Origin of the sequence: Winogradskyella sp. HaHa_3_26 (assembly GCF_019278425.1) — a bacterium.
Lineage (GTDB): Bacteria > Bacteroidota > Bacteroidia > Flavobacteriales > Flavobacteriaceae > Winogradskyella > Winogradskyella undariae.
Genome location: NZ_CP058981.1, coordinates 807,231 through 827,622, shown reverse-complemented (window position 1 = coordinate 827,622; position 20,392 = coordinate 807,231). Strand labels below are relative to the sequence as shown.

Below are 20,392 nucleotides of genomic sequence, written 5' to 3'. Positions count from 1 at the left end.
AAACTATTTTATTTAATTTAATGTTGAATTTTTTTTGTTCTTTTTTTTATCAATATGAAGAAGAATAAGCAGTATTAAAATAGAAATACAATGTGTTAATTAGTATAGGATGTTAAATAATATTAATTTGCTCATATATATTAATCACATTATTTTCGTGAAAACAATATTTTTTATTTTATTAGAATATAAAAACTCCATCGGTATATGATATTTGCCATTATAAAAGAACGTAAAAATCCACCGGATAGACGTGTGGTTTTCTCTCCAAAACATTTGGAAGAAGCTAGAACACAATTTCCTGAAGCGACATTTATTGTAGAGTCTTCTGATATTAGAATATTTCCAGATCAAGCCTATAAAGCATTAGGTTTTGAAGTTTTAGAAGATGTTTCGCATGCTAATGTAATGATTGGAGTAAAGGAGGTACCAATTGAAAATTTAATTCCTAATAAAAAATATTTCTTTTTCTCACATACGATTAAAAAACAACCTTACAACAGGGAATTGTTGAAGGCTATGTTAGATAAAAATATAGAAATGTACGATCATGAAACTATAGTAAGAAAAACAGGAGCTCGTCTTATTGGTTTTGGTCGTTACGCAGGTTTAGTTGGTGCTTATAATGGTTTTAGAGCATTAGGTTTAAGAGATGGTTTATTTACATTGCCAAAAGTAGAAACACTTGCCGATTTAGATGCCGTAAAAGCGGAATTAGATAAAATAACAATCCCTAATATTAAGATTTTATTATCAGGTACAGGTAAAGTTGCTAATGGAGCTAAAGAGATTTTAGACCATTTAGAGATTAAACATATTAGTGATGCGTTATATTTAACATCGCAATTTACAGAGCCTGTTTACGGTACTGTAGATGTTATGGAGTATTCTAAACGTATTGATGGTAAAGTAGGAGATAGATATAAGTTTTATAAAGATCCGTCGGGTTACGAAAGTAATTTTATGCCTTATGCTAAGGAAACGGATTATTTTATTGCAGGTCATTTTTATGGTAATAATGCTCCTTATTTCTTTACAAGAGAAGAGGCTAAGGATTCTGATTTTAGAATTCATTTATTAGCAGATGTATCTTGTGATATTGATGGTCCTGTGGCAAGTACATTGAGACCTTCAACCATAGCCAATCCTTTTTACGGTTACGATATTAAAACGGAAAAAGAAGTTGCCTATGATGCCGAAGGTGCTATAACCGTTATGGCTGTAGATAATTTACCTTGTGAATTACCAAAAGATGCTAGTGAAGGTTTTGGTGAAGCATTTTTAGAACATGTAATTCCTGCATTTTTTAATAATGATGAACGAGAAATATTGAAACGTGCTAAGATGACCAAAAATGGTAAATTGACTAGACGTTTTCATTATTTACAAGATTTTGTAGATGGAAAAGAATAAAAAAACAGCTTTAGTTACAGGTGCAGCTTCAGGCTTAGGTTTTGAATTGGCTTTATTGTTGGCTAAAGATAATTATAATCTTATTTTAATTGACATTGATTCTAAAAGATTAGACCAAGCAAGGGATATTATTTTAGAAACTTATGCGGTTGAAATAACCTTATTATTAAAAGACTTAAGTTCTTTAAATATTGCTAAAGATATCTATGATAATATAAAAAGCACACCAATAGATGTTGTTATAAACAATGCTGGTTTTGGGGTGTTTGGTACTTTTTGTGAATCAGATTGGGAGCGCGATTCGCAAATGTTGCATTTGCATGTGTTAACAAGTACACATTTACTAAAGTTAATTTTACCAAATATGGTAAAACGTGGTTCTGGTAAAGTTCTTAATTTATCTTCATTAGCGGCCTTTCAGCCAGGTCCATTAATGGCTTTATATTATGCTTCAAAAGGTTATATTTTATCATTTTCAGAAGCTATTTCTAACGAACTCAAAGGAACAGGAGTAACCGTTACGGCTTTGTGTCCTGGCCCAACAAAAACAGCATTTCAAAGTACCGTTTCTGATGATGCAACAGAAGGTAAAATTGCCTTTAATATGGCTTCAGCAAAAGAGGTTGCTGCTTATGGATATGATGCTATGAATAAAGGTAAAGTTGTTGCTATACCAGGAACATTGAATAAATTTTTATCTGTTTTACCACGATTTTTAACTCGTAATAGAACGACTAAAATTGTAAGGAAAATTCAAGATAAAAATAGAGAGTGCTAATCATCTTGATGCTTTAAATTTTTAAACATCCAAAACCCAACGGTTAAAAACATCCCGAAGCCTAAAGTAAACAGCCATGCATTTATATTTTGAAAAGGTGTCATAATTATATTCAAAATGTCTTTAAATAAATAGTGTGGCTGACTTATAATTTCCCAAGAATTATAACGTAAAAATCGACCAAGATAAACTCCAAATCCACATAGAAAGAAGATCGCTGTAGTTATTGTTTTTTTAGGGGTTTTTTTAAACGTTGAATTTATTAATTTCTGCATATCTATAATAGAAAGATAAAAAAGAAATAAGCCACTCAAAGCAAAAGATAAAACGACTAAGACATCTAGCCATAAAAAAGATTTACTACCAAATCTAATATGAATAAGGTCTGTTATAATATATGGAGCATTAGGTAAAAACAATACCCAAATTACAAACCCAAATACTAATTTTAATTTACTTAAATGAGTTTTAGTGCTAAGATACATCGTAATTGTGTACGGTATAATGGCTAAAAATACATTCCAAATTAAAAATAGAAAGAAAAAAGATTTGTTAAGTTTTATACGTACCATAAGTAATACAATGCTAAGGCTTACAGCAACAAGAATTAAGGCTAAGGTTTTAAACCGGGTTTGAATTAATGTTTTTAAGGCTTCCATAGTTTTGCGTTTTCTTTAGTTTCTAATTTTAAAACTTTGGTTTCTAGTATTAAAACGGTAATAACTCCTAGTGTATAGGCTATTAAATCATTAATTTCAAAAGTGCTTCCAAAAATTAATTTTGCAGTAAAACTGCGTTCTAAATTAAAGTAAGTTAGAAATGGTGTGAGTTGAAGACACTCTACAGTATAAGCAAAAATGAGTACTGCTAAGCTTGATGTCCAAACCCCTAAATTAGTACATCCTCTTAAAATAGCGTACAGTAAAATAACCACCAGATAATCGCCAAAGGTGTGACGTATAAAACCAGAATGAAGCGTAAATGCTATGGTTAATTCTATTAAAAATAAAGTAAGTGCTGTGATGAGGTATTTTTTATTGAATTGAAATTTCATATTTATATTTTTTAATTACATCTCGCTTTACTTTGTATGATAGAAGTAAAACGAGATGTTTTATTTATTATCCGTTATTCCAGTCAATTTTACGAGATACAAACATCACTATTGCTAAGATTAAGAATAGACCAACGCTACCCACTAATAAAGCATAGTTTTCTAGTTGAATAATGACGTAGATAAAGGCGTATAAAGCTGTAAGTGATAACCCAATTAATGCCGAGAATTTAAAATTCTTGAGCATAGATTTAGAGTATAAGGTTATCAATAGTATTACGGAAACACCTGCAATTAAATAAGCTTTTAAAAAGTTACTATGTTCCGATATAGAAACTAATAAGGTGTAAAACATAATTAACGCCAAGCCTATCATGAGATATTGAAATGCATGAATATGAATTTTACTCATGGTTTGGATTAAGAAAAAGATTAAAAATGTAAGTCCAATGACTAAAAATCCATATTTGGCAGAACGTTCACTTTTTTGATATTCATCTACTAAGACCACAAATTTAGTTCCGAAGGCAAATTGGCTCAAACTCGGTACTTTATTTAAGTATTGTTGCGAAAATGCTCTATTGATCGCTAACACTTTCCAATCCACTTTAAAACCATCTTTGGTAATACTTCTTGTTTCGTCATCTGGTGAATAATTTCCAATAAATCCTGGATCGGCCCAATTAGAAGTCATTTCCATGGTAGTTGTCTTACCAACAGGAATCACTTGTATTTGCTCACTTCCGTCATAGGTTACATTCATATTAAAATTAAAATCACCTTTCAGTAAGTCTTCATTTAAAAATGCTGTTTCTAATTCATCTAAATTGTTTAAAGATGAGTTTTCGTTATAGCTGGTTTCAAAAGCATAAGATTTATCGTTAATAACGATAGCCATTTCGTTTTTAATACCTTTTAGATTACTTGTTTTAAATAGAATACTAGATTTCTCCCAAATAATATCTTCATTTTTAATTCCTTTTCCTTCAAGATTTATGGGGTGGTAACGTCCTGATAAAGCCATGTCAGATGTAAAAACGGCAGACTCAAAATTACCTAAATACATGGTTTTAGATTTTACAGCGGCATCTACATGTAGTTTTTCTGGAAAAATATAAGCGTAATTAATTAGTGTTTTAGTTTCCTTTAAATAGGTTTTTGTCTTCTCATTAAAAGTAGAAGTTTCTGAATACGATTTATAAGGTAATTTTATAATTGGACCATAAATTAAGACTTCATTTCCCCATTTCTGATTAATCTCATTAACCACATCTTTTTGTCGGTAAGAGCGTTCACTTATTAAAATATTCACATAACTTAAAGGAATAAGTAATACTAAAATTAAGGCTCCAACCATCATCATTCGGGCAGTAATAGATGTTTTTAGCCATTGCGAGAATTTGTTGGGTTGATTAGTAGGTTTTTGAGGTTCTGGTTTTTGGTTTTCGGTGCTGTTCATTATATATGGTTTTAGTTATTGTAAAGTACTTTGTTTTTCAAAGTAAATGTGTAAAAAAAAGATTTTATAAAAGTGAAAGGGTGCTAAGTTTTTCTAATTAATTTTTCAAGGGCTTCAATATGTTTTTTAAACTCTGCTTTTCCTAATGTTGTGGCGCTGTATCTAGTGTTAGGTTTTCGGCCTATAAATTGTTTTTCAACCAAAACATATTCTGCTTTTTCTAGAGCTTTGGTATGGCTGGCTAAATTACCATCGGTTGCACCCAGCAATTCTTTAAGCATATTAAAATCGGCATACTCGTTTACCATTAAAACAGACATGATTCCAAGTCTTATTCTATGATCAAAAAGTTTATTTATGTTGGTTATAATGCTCAAAATTCAGTATTCAATAGTTGTATTGCGTTCTCTTTATGCTTTTATGTTGAAGGATTATTTTCTGTCATATTTAAAATGCATCCAGGCCCCATAAATAATATGCATAACCCCAAAACCTATAACCCAAAGCCAAAATCCATAGCCAGGATATAACGTTGCAATAAGTCCTAAAGTGATCTGAATAAATCCTAAATATTTAATGTCACCAATACTAAATTTAGCAGCATTGACTAAAGCTAAACCATAGAAAATAAGCATAAGCCCACCAGTTTGTCCGTATCTGCCTTGAGATAAAATAATTAAGATGTATAAACCGCCAGCAATTAAAGGAATTAAGAAATTAAAGATTAGGCGTCTAGAGGATTTATCCCATATTTTCTCACCCGTTTTCTTTGCTTTTCTAGTGGTTAGTAAAATCCCCGTTGCTATACTAAACACTGCGACTAAAATTAAAACTAACATTACCGATCTAAAAATCCAACCGTCTAGCATTAATGTACCATAACTATAAGTGTCTACTAAATAATAAGTAATGGCAGCACCAATTAAGGCATAGATTCCGGCCATAATTCCAGATAAGCCACTCAATGAAATAAATCGAGAAGATTTATTCATCAGGTTTTTAATCTCGCTAATATCTTTTAAGTAATCCTTATCACTCATAATTAAAGTACTTTGAATTGCAAAGTAAATTAAATTATTCTATTGAAGCAAATTTATTTTTAATATTTTATTATTTACTTCTGTATTAAGAGACGTACAGGTTTTAGAAATTAAATTATATAAGGTTTCAGATCAATTAATGACTTTTAAAACTGCCATTGGTATTTTGCTTTTAGTTATCATAATTCTACAGCTTTTTAAATTAATCAACAATCCTTCTCACTTATTAACAAGTATGATTTTTGTCATGTTTTGAGGTTTTATGTTCGCTAGCTTTGTAGTTATTCTAAAAATATTTCAAAATATATTCCGTTATGAATGAAACTGTTTCGTCCACAAAATCAAAGACTTATAAAAATGTTTTAAAAGCTTCTCTATCTTATTTTAATAACGATGAACTTGCTGCAACCACTTGGATTAACAAGTATTGCCTAAAAGATAGGCAGGGCAATTATTTGGAAAAATCACCAGATGATATGCATAAGAGAATGGCAAAAGAATTTGGTAGAATTGAAAATAAATATGCAAAAACAGAAACAGTTTTAGAAAGTTTATCAGCGTACGGAAAAAATAGAGACCCATTAGACGAAACTAAAATTTACCAACTTTTTAAAGATTTTAAATACGTTATTCCACAAGGAAGTGTGATGTTTGGTTTAGGAAATAAGCAAGTCATCGCCTCTTTATCTAATTGTATTGTGGTGCCATCGGTTTTAGATTCTTATGGTGGCGTTTGCCATACCGATGAGCAATTGGCACAATTATTTAAAAGACGTTGTGGTGTTGGTGTAGATTTATCAGAATTACGACCTAAAGATGCTTTGGTATCTAATGCCGCTGGTTCTACAACAGGAGCCGTTTCTTTTATGAATCGTTTTTCTAATACAACAAGAGAGGTTGCACAAAATGGAAGACGTGGTGCTTTAATGTTAACTATGGACGTAAAACATCCCGATATAGAAGATTTTATTACCGAAAAACAAGATCTAACCAAAATAACAGGGGCTAATATTTCTATTCGTTTGTCAGACGAGTTTATGGAAGCTGTTGTTAACGATACTAAATTTACGTTGCAATGGCCAATAGATAGTAAAGATCCAAAATATACTAAAGAGATTGAGGCTAAAGATTTATGGAATAAGATTATTACTTGCGCTCATAATACAGCAGAGCCAGGATTGATTTTTTGGGACAGACAGCATAAATATTCGACCTCTTCGGTATATCCAGAATTTAAAAATAGCTCTACCAATCCGTGTTCAGAAATTGCCATGCAAGGTGGCGATAGTTGTAGATTAATCGCTATTAATTTATTCAGTTTTGTAGATAAGCCTTTTACAAAACAAGCTAAATTCAACTTTAAGAAATTTTATGAAGTGACTTACGAGTCGCAACGTCTTATGGATGATTTGGTAGATTTAGAACTAGAAGCTGTTGAGCGTATTTTGGCAAAAATCGAAGCCGATCCAGAGCCAGATGCTGTAAAACGAACTGAAAAAGAATTATGGAACCTTCTCTATGAAACAGGAAAAAAAGGAAGACGAACTGGTCTTGGTTTTACAGCTTTAGCCGATGCTGTTGCTGCTTTAGGTCTAAAAATAGATACGGATGATGCGCTAGTTGCTGTAGGTGAAATTATGAAAACTAAAATGACTGCAGAGTTTGATAGCAGTATTGATATGGCGATTACTAGAGGTCAATTTGATGTGTTTAATAGAAATATTGAAGATACTTCAGAATTTGTTCAAATGCTAGCTAGCGAGTTTCCTGAAATCTATAATAGAATGATGGAACACGGTCGAAGAAATATTTCCATAAGTACAGTGGCTCCAACAGGTTCTTTAAGTATGCTGGCACAAGTTTCTTCTGGGATTGAGCCCGTTTTCTTACTCTCTTATGTAAGACGACGAAAAGTAAATACGAATGATGAAAACTCAAAAGTAGATTTTGTTGATGATTTAGGCGATGCGTTTGAAGAATTTACCGTCTATCACAAAAAGTTTGAAACTTGGATGAATGTCACAGGGAAAACTGAAATAGCAGATAGTCCATATGCAGGTGCAACAGCCCCCGAGATAGATTGGAAAAAACGAGTAGAATTACAAGCTTTAGTTCAAAAATATACCACACATTCAATTAGTTCAACTATTAATTTAGCTTCTGATGTTACCGTAGATTTGGTAGGGGATATTTATGTGGATTCTTGGCAAAAAGGGTTAAAAGGAATTACGGTTTATAGAGATGGTTCTCGAAGTGGGATTTTAGTCGCTACAAAAGAAGAAAAGCCAGAAGAAAAAAATAATACTTCCACTGAAACTTTAATAGCAAAACGACCCGATAAAATAGAAGCAGAGATTGTGCGTTTTCATAATGATTCTGAAAAATGGTTAGCTGTTATCGGTTTGGTAGAAGGACGTCCTTATGAAATCTTTACAGGCCAGATGAAAGATGCCTTCAATTTACCTCAATGGGTAGAAAAAGGTTGGGTTATTAAACAACGAAATGATGATGAATCTTCAAGATATGATTTTCAATATATAGATAATGAAGGTTATAAAATAACGATTCAAGGTTTATCGCGATCATTTAACAAAGAATTTTGGAATTATGCTAAGCTAATTTCTGGGGTGTTACGTCATGGTATGCCAATTCCGTATGTTGTAGGTTTAATTCATGATCTAAATTTATACGACGATCATATCAATACATGGAAAAATGGTGTCGCAAGAGCCTTAAAACGTTTTGTGCCAGAAGGAACAGAAGCTGTGGATAAAAAGTGTCCTAGCTGTAATGATCCTGAAGGTTTAATATATGAAGAAGGATGTTTAAAATGTAAAAGTTGTGGGTATTCTAAATGCGGATAATAAACTATTTTAAGCTATCTTTTTTTTTGAATGATCTGTATTAAAGATTAATAAAAAGACCTCATTTGTTATAGACTTTGAGGTCTTTTTTATATAAATAAATTACCCTTAAATTTGAATGAATAAAAAAGTTGAAAAAAAGCGTAAATAAAAATATAATTTGAATCCAGCAGAAGACTATATCTTAAAACAAGAAGAGCCTTACAAATCTATTTTAATGCATTTGCAAGTTTTAATAACACATACGTTACCTGAAGCAGAGTTGTTATATAAATGGAGATTGCCTTGTTATTATATAGAAAAAAGGCCAATCTGTTATATCAATCAGAGTAAAGATTATGTTGATGTTGGTTTTTGGCATTCCGCACATTTATCTAAACAATGGGATGCGTATTTAATTTCAGAAAATCGTAAAGTCGTTAAATCATTACGATATAAAACTATTGAAACTATTGATGACACCGTTATTATTTCAATACTAAAAGAAGTAGAGGCTTTGAAGGAAAAAGGATTTTATAAGAGAGATTAGTTTTTTTTAGTCCACGTTATGTAGCTTTCAGTCTTCAGTCTTCAGTCTTCAGTCTTCAGTCTTCAGTTGGTAAATAAGAGTAAGATTTTAAAGGTTATCTAAATTTCTCTGTGAATCTCCACGTAATCTCAGAGTATCTCAGCGAAACAATAAAACAACAGTTTCAATAAAATTACTTCACCAAAAACATACCTAAAAACACAGCTAAAAACCCAACCACAAAACTAGCAATCGTATAAATTGCAAAAGTCATAAAATCACCAGATTTTAAAAACATATGATTTTCATAAGCAAAGGTAGAAAATGTAGTAAATCCACCACAAAATCCAGTCGCTAAAAGTAACGTTTGACCTTGAGATAACGTTTCGTTTTTAGCGGCTAAGCCAAGAAATATACCGATTAATAAACTACCAAAAATATTAGCAGTAAAGGTTCCGTAAGGGATTCCGGTTTCAGTATTATTAAGCCATTTTCCTATAAGAAATCGTAGTACACTACCACAACCACCACCTAGAAATACGAGTATAAGATGTTTCAATTTTTTTAACTTTAATTATTAATTTGATGTAAGATATTTATGTCAAATAATAGGTTGAGCTCTTCATACAAAGCATAAACTTATAAAAGGAAATTTAAAAGTATAAAAGTAACCGATTTTTCCGAATGAATAATAATCAAAACGTGTAGAGTTTATAAGCGCACGCCATTAAATGACTTTTTAATTAAAAAGGAATTGTAAATAGTGAAAAATAAGCGCTTTGGTTTTTAAAAATTAAATTATAGTTTTAAATATAAATAAGAGCATTTATAATTATAGGCAAATTATCTCGTTATAGATTTTGTATTGAATTATATTTGCACATAATAAAATCATCAATAAAAACACGTAACAAATGATGTTCATCAAAAGACAGTTAATCATCGTTTTCCTTATAGTTTCTTCAATAGGTATGGCACAAAAATCTGCCGTATATACTAACGATTATAAAGATTACCAAAAGGCATTAACGTTATATAATAACAACCAGTTTAAAGCTGCTCAATCTTTATTCGACGATGTAAAGTTGAATACAAAAGATGCAACAATAGAATCTGATTGTGCTTACTATATTGCGAATTGTGCTGTAAGATTAAATCAAAATAATGCAGATAATCTTGTAACAGCATTTGTTGAAGATTACCCGACTAGCACAAAAAGAAATACAGCATTTTTAGATGTAGCCGATTATTATTTTAATAATGGAAAATATGCTTATGCTCGTAAGTGGTACGATAAGGTAGATCAGCGTAGTATTTCTGGAACGGAGAAAGACCGTTTCAATTTTAATTATGGCTATGTTTTGTATTCTACACAAGAAGAAAAGCAAGCTTCTAAATATTTTAATCGTGTTGTTAATTCAAAAGAATACGGATCACAAGCCAAATATTATATTGGTTTTATGGCTTACCAAGGTGATGATTATGATACCGCAAATGAGTATTTCGATCAAGTGAGTGACAACGAAAAATACAAAGAGAAGTTATCTTATTACCAAGCCGACTTAAACTTTAAGTTGGGTAATTTTGCGAAAGCGATAGAACTTGCCGATGCACAATTACCAAAAAGTAATGCAGCAGAAAAGTCTGAATTATCAAAAATCATAGGAGAAAGTTACTTTAACCTTGAGCAATATGATGCTGCTATTCCTTATTTAAAAGCGTATAAAGGAAAAGATAGAAAATGGAACAATACAGATTATTACCAACTCGGTTATGCGTATTACAAGCAAAATGATTTTGAAAGTGCCATTTCAGAATTCAATAAAATTATTGGAGGTGACAATTTTGTAGCTCAAAATGCTTATTACCATTTGGGTGAAAGTTATATTAACCTAGATAAAAAACAAGAAGCATTAAACGCATTTAGAAATGCATCTCAAATGGATTTTGATTTAAAAATTCAAGAAGATGCTTGGTTAAACTATGCTAAGATTAGTTATGATATTGGGAATCCTTATCAATCCGTTCCTCAGGTTTTAACAGGCTATTTAAGTCAATATCCAGATACAAAATATAAAGATGAGGTTGAGACTTTATTAATCGATTCTTACATCACATCAAAAAACTATAAGGAAGCTTTAGAGCTTTTAAAAGGTAAAAATAGTTTCGAAAATAAATCAGCTTACCAAAAAGTAGCCTTTTTTAGAGGTGTAGAATTATATAACGAGAATAAATATAATGAAGCTTTAGATTTATTTAAAGGTTCTTTAAAAGAACCGATCGATTCAGAATTTGTTGCAAGAGCTACATTTTGGAAAGCTGAAACAGAATACAACTTAACCAATTACAATGATGCCTTAATAGGATTTAAGCAATTTGCAGGTTTTAGTGATATTTCAGATTTATCAGAAAATGAAAACTTAAATTATAATTTAGCTTACACTTATTTTAAGTTGAAGGAATATACAAATGCTTCAACTTATTTTGAGAAATTCATCAAGAACAAATCGAATGACCAACTGCGTCAAAACGATGCGTATTTAAGATTAGCAGATGGTTATTTTGTATCTAGTCAATATCAAAACGCCATTGATGCTTATACCAAAGCCATTCAAATTAATGAAATAGAAACGGATTATGCAGCGTTTCAAAAAGCAATGAGTTTAGGTTACTTGGCAAAAGGACCTGAAAAGATTTCAGAATTAAACTCATTTATAAAAACATATACAAAATCATCTTTACGAGACGATGCTATGTATGAGTTAGCAAATTCATATGTAAAAGCAGGTGATACCAATAAAGCGATGCTTATGTACGATCGTTTAAATTCAGATTATCCTACGAGTGCTTTCACTTCAAAATCTTTATTACGTCAAGGTTTAGTTTATTATAATGGTAACGATAATAGTAGAGCGTTGACTAAGTTTAAGAAAGTAGCCACAGATTTTCCGGGTTCTGGTGAAGCGGTTCAAGCGGTATCAACAGTACGTTTAATTTATATCGATTTAGGTCAAGTAGAAGAATATGCCTCTTGGGTAAGGACTTTAGATTATGTTGAGGTTTCTAATGTAGAATTAGATAATACCACGTATTTAGCAGCAGAAAAACCATATTTAGATAACGATACGGATAGAGCAATTCGTCAATTTAATAAATACTTAAATGAATTTCCTAAAGGACTAAATAGTCTAAAAGCACATTTCTATTTAGCACAATTATATTACAAAAAGAATTTGTTTGATAATGCTTTACCTCACTATTTGGCAGTTGTTGAAGCTTCTAAATCTGAATATTCTGAGCAAGCAACGGTTAAGCTTTGTGAGATTTATTTAAGTCAATCTAATTGGGAAAAAGCAATTCCGGAATTAAAACGTTTAGAGGTTGAAGCAGATTATCCTCAGAATGTTATTTATGCACAGTCTAATTTAATGAATGCGTATTACCAAACTGATGATTTTGCTAAAGCTGAAGGTTATGCAGCAAAAGTATTGAGCAATCCAAAATTAGATAATAAAGTAAAGAGTGATGCAAAATTAACTATTGCGCGTTCTGCTATTAAAATAGGAGATGAAGCTAAAGCAAAAACAGCATATGCTGAAATTGAAACCATAGCGACAGGAAGTGTTGCTGCAGAAGCATTATACTACAAAGGTTATTTTGAAAATAAAGAAAGCGCTTACGAAGCGTCTAACATTACCATTCAAAAATTAGCTAAAGATTACGGAAGTTATAAATTGTATAGTGCAAAAGGTTTAGTGGTTATGGCTAAGAACTTCTATGCTTTAGGAGATGCGTTTCAAGCCACTTATATTTTAGAAAGTGTAATTAGTAATTTCCCTGACTTTACAGAAGTTGTTAGCGAAGCAAAAACTGAACTTAATAAAATAAAAGCAGAAGAAGCTAAGACTAATTCATCGGTAGAAACGGATGAAAATTAATAAATTCCTGCAAAGAGATTTAATCGTTAAAATTCTAATACTAATATTTTAATAATGAAAATTAAATATTTAATATTATCAATGTTTACCTTGAGTGCAGCTTTTAGTTTTGCTCAAGAGCGTACCAAAGATACTCTTGGAGATCAAACGGTAAACGTTATAAGACCATATACACCAACAATTTCAGATGCTTTTAAGATTAAAGATAATCCGAAGTTAAACGATTCTAATGCGGTTAAGAAAAAGGAAATAAAGTATAATATATTTTCAATTCCTGTAGCTTCAACATTTACACCTGCAAAAGGAAAAGCAGCAACGGTAGATAAGGCTAAAGCTATAAAATTATATGATAATTATGCTTCGTTAGGTGTCGGTTCTTACACCACCATTTTAGGTGAGGTTTATCTAAATCATGAACTGAGTAGGGATGAAAATGTAGGTGGTTATTTTAGTCATCATTCATCTCAAGGTGGCATTGATGGTGTAGAATTAGATGATAATTTTTCTAAAACAATGTTAAATGCTTATTACAAAAAAAGTGATAGAGATTTTACATGGCAAGTAGACGGAGGTTTTAATTTACAAGCCTACAATTGGTATGGTGTACCACAAGATTTTTATGATGAAAGTGTATTGAATGATATTGATGCAGGTCAGACTTATAACGATTTGTATGTGGGTGGTAAAATTGATTTTGAAGATGCTATAGTAAAAGATGCAAGTCTTCGTTTTAGACACTTTGGTGATAATCACGATTCTGCTGAAAATAGATTGGTAGCTAAGTCGGGCTTTGATTTTGTAGTACAAGATGCTGTTATTAAATCAGAGTTTTCTATAGATTATATCAGCGGTACTTTTGATCGCGATTACTATAATATTGACGAAATTAATTATGGTAATGTTACTTTTGGATTTGCACCTTCTTACCAACTCGTTCAAGATGAATTAACTCTAGATTTGGGAGTTAAATTGGCATACCTTAATGACACAGAATTCAGCAATAATAAGTTTTATATTTATCCAAACATCGAAGCATCTTACCGTTTAGTAGACGAAATATTAATCGCTTTTGGGGGACTTAAAGGTGATTTAATTCAAAATTCTTATTACGATTTTGTAAATGAAAATCCATTTGTATCCCCTAGTTTATTTGTTACACCAACCAATCAGCAATACAAAACTTTTGTAGGAGCTAAAGGGAAGCTTTCTAGTAAGATGGCATATAGTTTAAAAGTGAATTATTCATCAGAGAAAAATAAGGCTTTATACAAATCAAATGAAGTGCCAAGTGCAGTTTTAACAGATTATCAGTACGGAAATTCATTTAATGTAGCTTATGATGATGTTACTACATTTTCTTTTGCTGGTGAGCTTAATGTAGATTTAAATAGAAACTTTACGTTAGGTCTAAAAGGAGAATATTTTGGGTATAGCACAGATAGCGAATCTGAAGCTTGGAACTTACCAGATCTTACAGCTTCTGTATTTTTAGATTATCAAATTTCAGAAAAATGGTCTGCTGGTGCTAGTATGTTCTTTGTAGGAGAACGTAAAGATCAAGCTACATTTTATGATGTGTTAGATCCTTTAAACACAACCATAACAACGGTAAGTTTAGATAGTTATTTTGATGCTAATATGCATGTCGGTTATAAAATAAACGATCAGTTATCTATTTTTGCTAAGGGTAATAATTTAGCGAGTCAAAATTATGAACGTTGGTTAAATTACCCTGTACAAGGTATTCAGGTCTTAGCAGGCGCAACATATCAGTTCGATTTTTAAAAATAAGTAGTTCTATTAATTTAATAATCAACTTACAATTAAAAAAAGCGTTCCCTAATCGGAGCGCTTTTGTTATTTTTACATATCAATAAACCTAACGAAATGAAATTTCAAAATTACAATTACCCATTATCACGTTTAATTAAGATGAGTAAAAATGCCTTTTTATTGTTGGCTGTATTCTTTTTTATGTCTTGCGAAAAAGGGAAACAAGAAGTAGATTTAATTGTTACCAATGCTAATATTTACACTGTAGATGATGCTTTTAGTAAAGCGGAATCGTTTGTCGTTAAAGACGGTAAAATTATTGCTGTGGGGACAACTTCAGAAATGGATAAACAGTATATAGCTGCAGATACTATTAATGCAGACGGAAACACAATTGTACCAGGGTTAATTGATGCACATTGTCATTTTTTAGGCTTAGGATTTAATCAACAATCGGTTGATTTATTTGGGACGAAGAGTTTTGAGGAAATGATGAAGCGCTTATTAAATTTTCAGAATAAAAATAATAATGAATATATTTTAGGTCGTGGTTGGGATCAAAATGATTGGGAGATAAAAGAATTTCCAAATAAGAATCTGTTAGATAAACTTTATCCTAATACACCGATAGCTTTAACAAGAATAGATGGACATGCTATATTAGCTAACCAAGCAGCTTTAGATTTAGGAAATGTAACTATAGATAGTAAGATTGAAGGGGGTGAAGTTGTAGTAGAAAACGGTAAGCTAACTGGTATTTTAATAGATAATGCAGAAAGCTTGGTAATGGACCATTGGCCAAAACCAACAAAATCTGATATAACAACAGCATTATTAGAAGCACAAAAAATGTGTTTTGATTTAGGGTTAACAACTGTAGATGATGCTGGTTTAAATAGAGAGGCTATTGAGGTGATTGATAGTCTTCAAAAAGCTGGAGAATTAAAAATGCGTATTTACGCCATGGTTTCTCATACAAAAGAGAATTTAGATTACTATTTAGATAAGGGAATTACTAAAACAGATTATCTTAATGTACGTTCATTTAAGTTTTATGCCGATGGTGCTTTAGGATCTAGAGGCGCAATGCTGCGTGAGCCTTATTCAGATAAACCAGGGCATTTAGGCTTGTTGGTTACCGATTTAGAAACTATGAAAAAGTCTGCTGAACGTATTGCGAATTCAGAATTTCAAATGAACACACATGCTATCGGTGATTCTGCAAACCATGCTATATTAGAAACCTATAATAAAGTTTTAGCAGGGAAAAAGGATAGACGATGGAGAGTAGAACATGCTCAGATTGTTTCACCTGAAGATTTTGGATTATATAAAAATGTAATGCCATCTATACAACCAACACATGCAACGAGTGATATGTATTGGGCAGAAGATAGAATAGGAGAAGAACGTATAAAAGGAGCGTATGCTTACAAGCAATTATTAGAAGCTTATGGGAAAGTTGCATTAGGAACAGATTTTCCTGTAGAAAAAGTAAGTCCGTTTTTAACGTTCTATGCGGCTGTGGCAAGACAAGATTTAGAGCAGTACCCAGAAGATGGTTTTCAAATGGAAAATGCATTAAGTAGAGAAGAAGCTTTAAGAGGAATGACCATTTGGGCAGCTTACTCTAATTTTGAAGAAGAAGAAAAAGGAAGTATAGAAGTTGGTAAGTTGGCAGATTTTATTATCTTAGATAAAGATATTATGTCAGTTAATACAAGTGTTATTCCTCACATCAAAGTATTAAAGACGTTTGTAGGAGGGGAAGTCCAATAATAAATAATTATGATGAAAAACGCCATTTATACATTACTATTCTTATTGTTTTGTTCAAATTTTACTTTTGCACAATACCGTTGGACGGATGCTGTTGTTTACCTAAAAAATGAAAAAGTTTTAACGGGTTTGGGAGCTATACCTATGATGTCGGATGGTATAAACTTAAAAAAAGAACAGCTTAAATTTAAGACAGATAAAAAATCTAAATATAAACCCGAAGAGATCGATAGTATTGTTTTTACCATTACATATAAAGAGCGTGTAAATGGTAATCGTATTGAGAAAACTCGAGTTGAAACTTACATCCCTATTTATTTAAATAATAGACAAACTAAAATGGGCTTTGCTGAAATATTAGTAGATGGAGCTTTAAAATTAGTTGGTAGAACTGTATCTGTGCAATCAGGTGGAGGATTTATGCCAACTGCAGGTGCACCAAATATGGCACCAATTTATCACCCAGGTTATATGGGGAGTCATAATCAGGTATTGATATTAAGAGATGGTGAAACACCAGAGATATTCAATCAAGTAAGTTTAACAAAGTCCTTTAGAAAAAGAGCAATGGAATATTTTGAAGATTGCCCAGTTCTTAAAACTAAAATAGAAACGAAAGAGTTTAAAAAGGAGGATTTGCAAGATATCATCAGATTTTATAATTCAAATTGCAATTAAGAAAGTCTAGCTAAATAATCAAAGTGTTCGCCATCCATTACTTTTTCGCATTTTAACCCCACAGTCAAACAAGCTGTTTTTAGAGTTTCAAAATCTAAATAGAGCCATTTCATAGGCTTTTCTTTTTTACCTTTATAAGATAAGAAATAATCTAATTCACCAGGATAACTTTGGTTTAAATCTAACCACATTCCGCCATCTTCATCTTCATACATGTAAGAAATATCAGAAGAATCAATCAAAATTTGACCATCAGTATTTAATAACGATTTTAGATGGTTTAAATGTTTAGAAACTTCAGATAACTCTTTAAAAATTCCGGTGCCATTCATCAGTAATAAAATGGTATCAAAAGTTTCAGTTTCTTCTAAAAGAGGTTTTAATTCAGCATGTAAAACGCCACGTTTTTTAGCCACTTCAATAGCACCTTTAGAGTTGTCTATGGCTTTTACTTGTAACTCTTTTTCTTGTAACCATAAAGAATGACTTCCAGAACCACACCCAACATCTAAGGTTTTGCCTTTACTTAATTTTAAAGCTTTTTGTTCTAATTTAGGCATTTCAGCATAATTTCTAAATAAATAAGGAAGCGGTAAATCATCTTCATCCGAAATATTTGTAGACGTGATTAAGTCTTCAGTATAATTTCCGTTTTGATAATCTAATAACGCTTGTCCAAAAATATCTTTCATAAATAATTAGTGCTAAAACTTAGTTGAGTGATTTTGTTTTTCTCGGATATGAATCGAGAACTTTACTTAAATTTGTATTATGCAAGATCAAATAAATAACCTTCCAAAGCTCGCCAAAGATAAGCATAAGGAAAACAAAACCTTTTTTACAAAGCTAAAAAAGAAGCCGCCAAAGCAGTTAGATTATATAATGCAAGAACTCCATGAAGAAGAATTTGAACGCACCGACTGCTTAGAATGTGCCAATTGTTGCAAAACAACAGGTCCTTTATTTACCGCTAAAGATATACAGCGTATCTCTAAATTTTTCAGGATGAAAGAACAACAGTTTATAGAGGCCTATTTGCGCTTAGATGAAGAAAATGATTATGTTTTACAATCGGTTCCTTGTACATTTTTAGGTGCAGATAATTACTGCTCTATTTACGATGTGAGACCAAAAGCATGTAGTGAGTTTCCACATACAGATCGTAAAAAGTTTCAGCAAATTTCTAATTTAACGTTAAAGAATGTGGCTATTTGTCCGGCAGCTTATAATATTGTTCAAGAAATGAAAAGGAGGATTCCCAAGTAAGAGAATAGCTTCGGAATAATTTTTGATATTTAAACAGAAAACACTTTATGAAAAATTTATTTACAAAATTTATATTTCTATTCTTTGTGGTTAATGTCTCTCACTCACAAGCATGGTTAACTAATTTAGATATCGCTCAAAAATTAGCTTTGGTTCAGAATAAAATGGTGCTGATGGTATGGGAAGATGCTACAGAGTACGATTATCAGGTTGTTGTAAATAATGAGAATGGTAATATTGTTTTTGTTCAAAATTTATTTGAGAATGAAGAGGTGAGTCCTTTAATATGGAAATATTTTATACCTGTTATTGTAGATGAATTAGAGTATGAAGATTTGTATATGAATATTAAAGACAAACGATCTCAAAAATACATTGATAAGTTTAATGATGATTCAATTAAAATTATGGATATAAATGGTCATATTTTAAACGTATCTAATCAACCTGAAGGTTACCAAAACATCACAAAAATCATTTTAGATTATGGGTTAAATACGGAATTTATAGCAACAGAATTAAAAGGGTATAATACTAATCCAGATTTTTATTCAGCTTATTATTTGGCTTCAAAATATTTAGATTATTCATTATACACAAAAGAAAGTATTAGAGAGAATATTTTAGATTTAGCGACCATTTATTTAGATACTGCAGCTGAGTATTTAGTGAATAACCCAGAAGAAAATCAATCCAATTTATTGCAAAGGGTAGCACTTTCTAAAATTGAACAATACCTAATATTAAAGCGTCCAAGAAAGGTTTTAAGAGAGTTAAAACGAATTGATACTGAAACTATAGCGCAAAATAATCAAGGATTTGTAGACTTTTTATACTATACGTCTTACCGTGTTTTAGGAGATATAGAAGAAGCCGAATTATGGAAATCTAATATTTCTTCGTTAGATTTAAAGAAGGCACAATTGCTTATTAATCTTAATGATTAATGATTCTGAGAAATTTACACTTACAGTATAAGTTGCCCATTTGTATATTCACTTTAATAATAATTATGAGTTGTAGTTCAGAGAAAAAAATAGGAGTTCAAGGCCATAGAGGTTGCAGAGGTTTAATGCCAGAAAATTCTTTAGCCGCTTTTGAAAAAGCAATAGATCTTGGTGTGCAAACTTTAGAACTAGATATTGTAATTTCTAAAGATGGAAAAGTTGTGGTATCTCATGATCCTTATATGAATTCTATCTTTTGTTTGACTTATGAAGATAGTATTATTCCAAAAGATTTAGAGACTGATTACAATTTATATGAAATGAATTACGATGAAATTAAGACATTTGATTGTGGTACAAAATTTCATCCCACTTATCCAAATCAAGAAAAATTTAAAACGTATAAACCTTTATTATCTGAAGTATTCGATTTAGTAAAAACTAAAAAATCGGATGTTAAGTTTAATATTGAAATAAAATCTGACCCTAGTTATTACGATATTTTCACACCACAACCAGAAGCTTATGTCGCTTTAGTTTTAGAAGAAATAAATAAATACGACATGTTTAGTCGTGTAAATTTACAGTCTTTTGATATTGCTATTCTCGAAGAAGTAAAGGTACAAGCACCTAAAATACCCTTGGCTTTATTAGTAGAAGATAATGAAACTATTAATGAAAAGTTGAATTTACTATCGTTTCAACCCGAAATTATAAGCCCTTATTTTAAATTGTTATCAGAAGCGTCTATTTCAAATTATCAAAAAGAAGGTTTTCAAGTTATTCCATGGACAGTAAATACAGAAGCAGATATGAAACAAATGATAGCCTGGAATGTAGATGCAATTATTACAGACTATCCTAATGTGCTTATAGAAATTCTAAAACCATAAAT

General features: G+C 31.1%; 18 protein-coding genes. 11 read left to right on the top strand and 7 right to left on the bottom strand.

Annotation, left to right across the window (positions count from 1 at the left end):
- The first annotated feature begins 207 nt into the window (after positions 1-207).
- Both H0I32_RS03625 and H0I32_RS03620 read left to right on the top strand, forming a co-directional pair.
- The gene (locus tag H0I32_RS03625; RefSeq protein WP_179314730.1) at positions 208-1,413 is read left to right on the top strand and encodes an NAD(P)-dependent oxidoreductase; all 1,206 of its coding nucleotides are present in this window, start codon (positions 208-210) and stop codon (positions 1,411-1,413) included.
- Complete coding sequence (locus H0I32_RS03620) at positions 1,400-2,191, top strand: SDR family NAD(P)-dependent oxidoreductase (protein ID WP_179314729.1); 792 nt, start codon at positions 1,400-1,402, stop codon at positions 2,189-2,191. Before H0I32_RS03625 ends, H0I32_RS03620 begins: the two co-directional genes overlap by 14 nt.
- Here H0I32_RS03620 and H0I32_RS03615 read toward each other — a convergent pair.
- From H0I32_RS03615 to H0I32_RS03595, 5 genes are all read right to left on the bottom strand, one after another.
- Entirely contained in the window at positions 2,188-2,850 is a 663-nt protein-coding gene (locus tag H0I32_RS03615) for a DUF1361 domain-containing protein (protein WP_179314728.1), read from the bottom strand. The genes H0I32_RS03620 and H0I32_RS03615 overlap by 4 nt on opposite strands.
- Positions 2,838-3,245, bottom strand: coding sequence for a DUF2809 domain-containing protein (locus H0I32_RS03610; RefSeq protein WP_173586612.1), 408 nt, complete (start codon positions 3,243-3,245; stop codon positions 2,838-2,840). The genes H0I32_RS03615 and H0I32_RS03610 overlap by 13 nt, the downstream gene beginning before the upstream one ends.
- Before the next feature lie 67 nt (positions 3,246-3,312).
- Complete coding sequence (creD, locus tag H0I32_RS03605) at positions 3,313-4,704, bottom strand: cell envelope integrity protein CreD (protein ID WP_179314727.1); 1,392 nt, start codon at positions 4,702-4,704, stop codon at positions 3,313-3,315.
- Positions 4,705-4,787: 83 nt separating this feature from the next.
- Positions 4,788-5,081, bottom strand: coding sequence for a winged helix-turn-helix domain-containing protein (locus H0I32_RS03600; protein ID WP_173586614.1), 294 nt, complete (start codon positions 5,079-5,081; stop codon positions 4,788-4,790).
- Positions 5,082-5,135: 54 nt separating this feature from the next.
- Entirely contained in the window at positions 5,136-5,744 is a 609-nt protein-coding gene (locus tag H0I32_RS03595; RefSeq protein WP_179314726.1) for a hypothetical protein, read from the bottom strand.
- Between the two features lie 314 nt (positions 5,745-6,058).
- On the opposite strand from H0I32_RS03595, the gene H0I32_RS03590 reads away from it, so the two are divergent.
- Positions 6,059-8,608 (top strand): adenosylcobalamin-dependent ribonucleoside-diphosphate reductase, encoded by a 2,550-nt coding sequence (locus H0I32_RS03590; RefSeq protein WP_179314725.1) that lies wholly within the window; start codon positions 6,059-6,061, stop codon positions 8,606-8,608.
- Positions 8,609-8,768: 160 nt separating this feature from the next.
- On the top strand, positions 8,769-9,137 hold the full coding sequence (locus H0I32_RS03585) for a DUF1801 domain-containing protein (RefSeq protein ID WP_179314724.1): 369 nt from the start codon (positions 8,769-8,771) through the stop codon (positions 9,135-9,137).
- Positions 9,138-9,309: 172 nt separating this feature from the next.
- On the opposite strand, the gene crcB is transcribed toward H0I32_RS03585, so the two are convergent.
- Positions 9,310-9,675: a fluoride efflux transporter CrcB gene (gene crcB, locus H0I32_RS03580; protein WP_179314723.1), complete on the bottom strand. Its 366-nt coding sequence runs from the start codon at positions 9,673-9,675 to the stop codon at positions 9,310-9,312.
- A gap of 355 nt (positions 9,676-10,030) precedes the next feature.
- Between crcB and H0I32_RS03575 the strand changes: the two genes are divergently transcribed.
- From H0I32_RS03575 to H0I32_RS03560, 4 genes are all read left to right on the top strand, one after another.
- The gene (locus tag H0I32_RS03575; RefSeq protein ID WP_179314722.1) at positions 10,031-13,054 is read left to right on the top strand and encodes a tetratricopeptide repeat protein; all 3,024 of its coding nucleotides are present in this window, start codon (positions 10,031-10,033) and stop codon (positions 13,052-13,054) included.
- 54 nt (positions 13,055-13,108) lie between these two features.
- Positions 13,109-14,839 carry a TonB-dependent receptor gene (locus H0I32_RS03570; RefSeq protein ID WP_179314721.1) on the top strand — a complete coding sequence of 577 codons (1,731 nt, stop codon included), beginning with the start codon at positions 13,109-13,111 and terminating at the stop codon, positions 14,837-14,839.
- Between the two features lie 102 nt (positions 14,840-14,941).
- On the top strand, positions 14,942-16,606 hold the full coding sequence (locus tag H0I32_RS03565; protein WP_394366317.1) for an amidohydrolase: 1,665 nt from the start codon (positions 14,942-14,944) through the stop codon (positions 16,604-16,606).
- Positions 16,607-16,615: 9 nt separating this feature from the next.
- Positions 16,616-17,284 carry a hypothetical protein gene (locus H0I32_RS03560; RefSeq protein WP_179314720.1) on the top strand — a complete coding sequence of 223 codons (669 nt, stop codon included), beginning with the start codon at positions 16,616-16,618 and terminating at the stop codon, positions 17,282-17,284.
- Here the strand turns inward: H0I32_RS03560 and H0I32_RS03555 are convergent.
- Positions 17,281-17,976 carry a class I SAM-dependent methyltransferase gene (locus H0I32_RS03555; RefSeq protein ID WP_179314719.1) on the bottom strand — a complete coding sequence of 232 codons (696 nt, stop codon included), beginning with the start codon at positions 17,974-17,976 and terminating at the stop codon, positions 17,281-17,283. The genes H0I32_RS03560 and H0I32_RS03555 overlap by 4 nt on opposite strands.
- Before the next feature lie 79 nt (positions 17,977-18,055).
- Between H0I32_RS03555 and H0I32_RS03550 the strand changes: the two genes are divergently transcribed.
- From H0I32_RS03550 to H0I32_RS03540, 3 genes are all read left to right on the top strand, one after another.
- Positions 18,056-18,550 carry a YkgJ family cysteine cluster protein gene (locus tag H0I32_RS03550; protein WP_179314718.1) on the top strand — a complete coding sequence of 165 codons (495 nt, stop codon included), beginning with the start codon at positions 18,056-18,058 and terminating at the stop codon, positions 18,548-18,550.
- 47 nt (positions 18,551-18,597) lie between these two features.
- Positions 18,598-19,497 (top strand): hypothetical protein, encoded by a 900-nt coding sequence (locus tag H0I32_RS03545; protein WP_179314717.1) that lies wholly within the window; start codon positions 18,598-18,600, stop codon positions 19,495-19,497.
- 65 nt (positions 19,498-19,562) lie between these two features.
- Positions 19,563-20,390: a glycerophosphodiester phosphodiesterase gene (locus H0I32_RS03540; RefSeq protein ID WP_179314716.1), complete on the top strand. Its 828-nt coding sequence runs from the start codon at positions 19,563-19,565 to the stop codon at positions 20,388-20,390.
- Positions 20,391-20,392 lie beyond the last annotated feature (2 nt).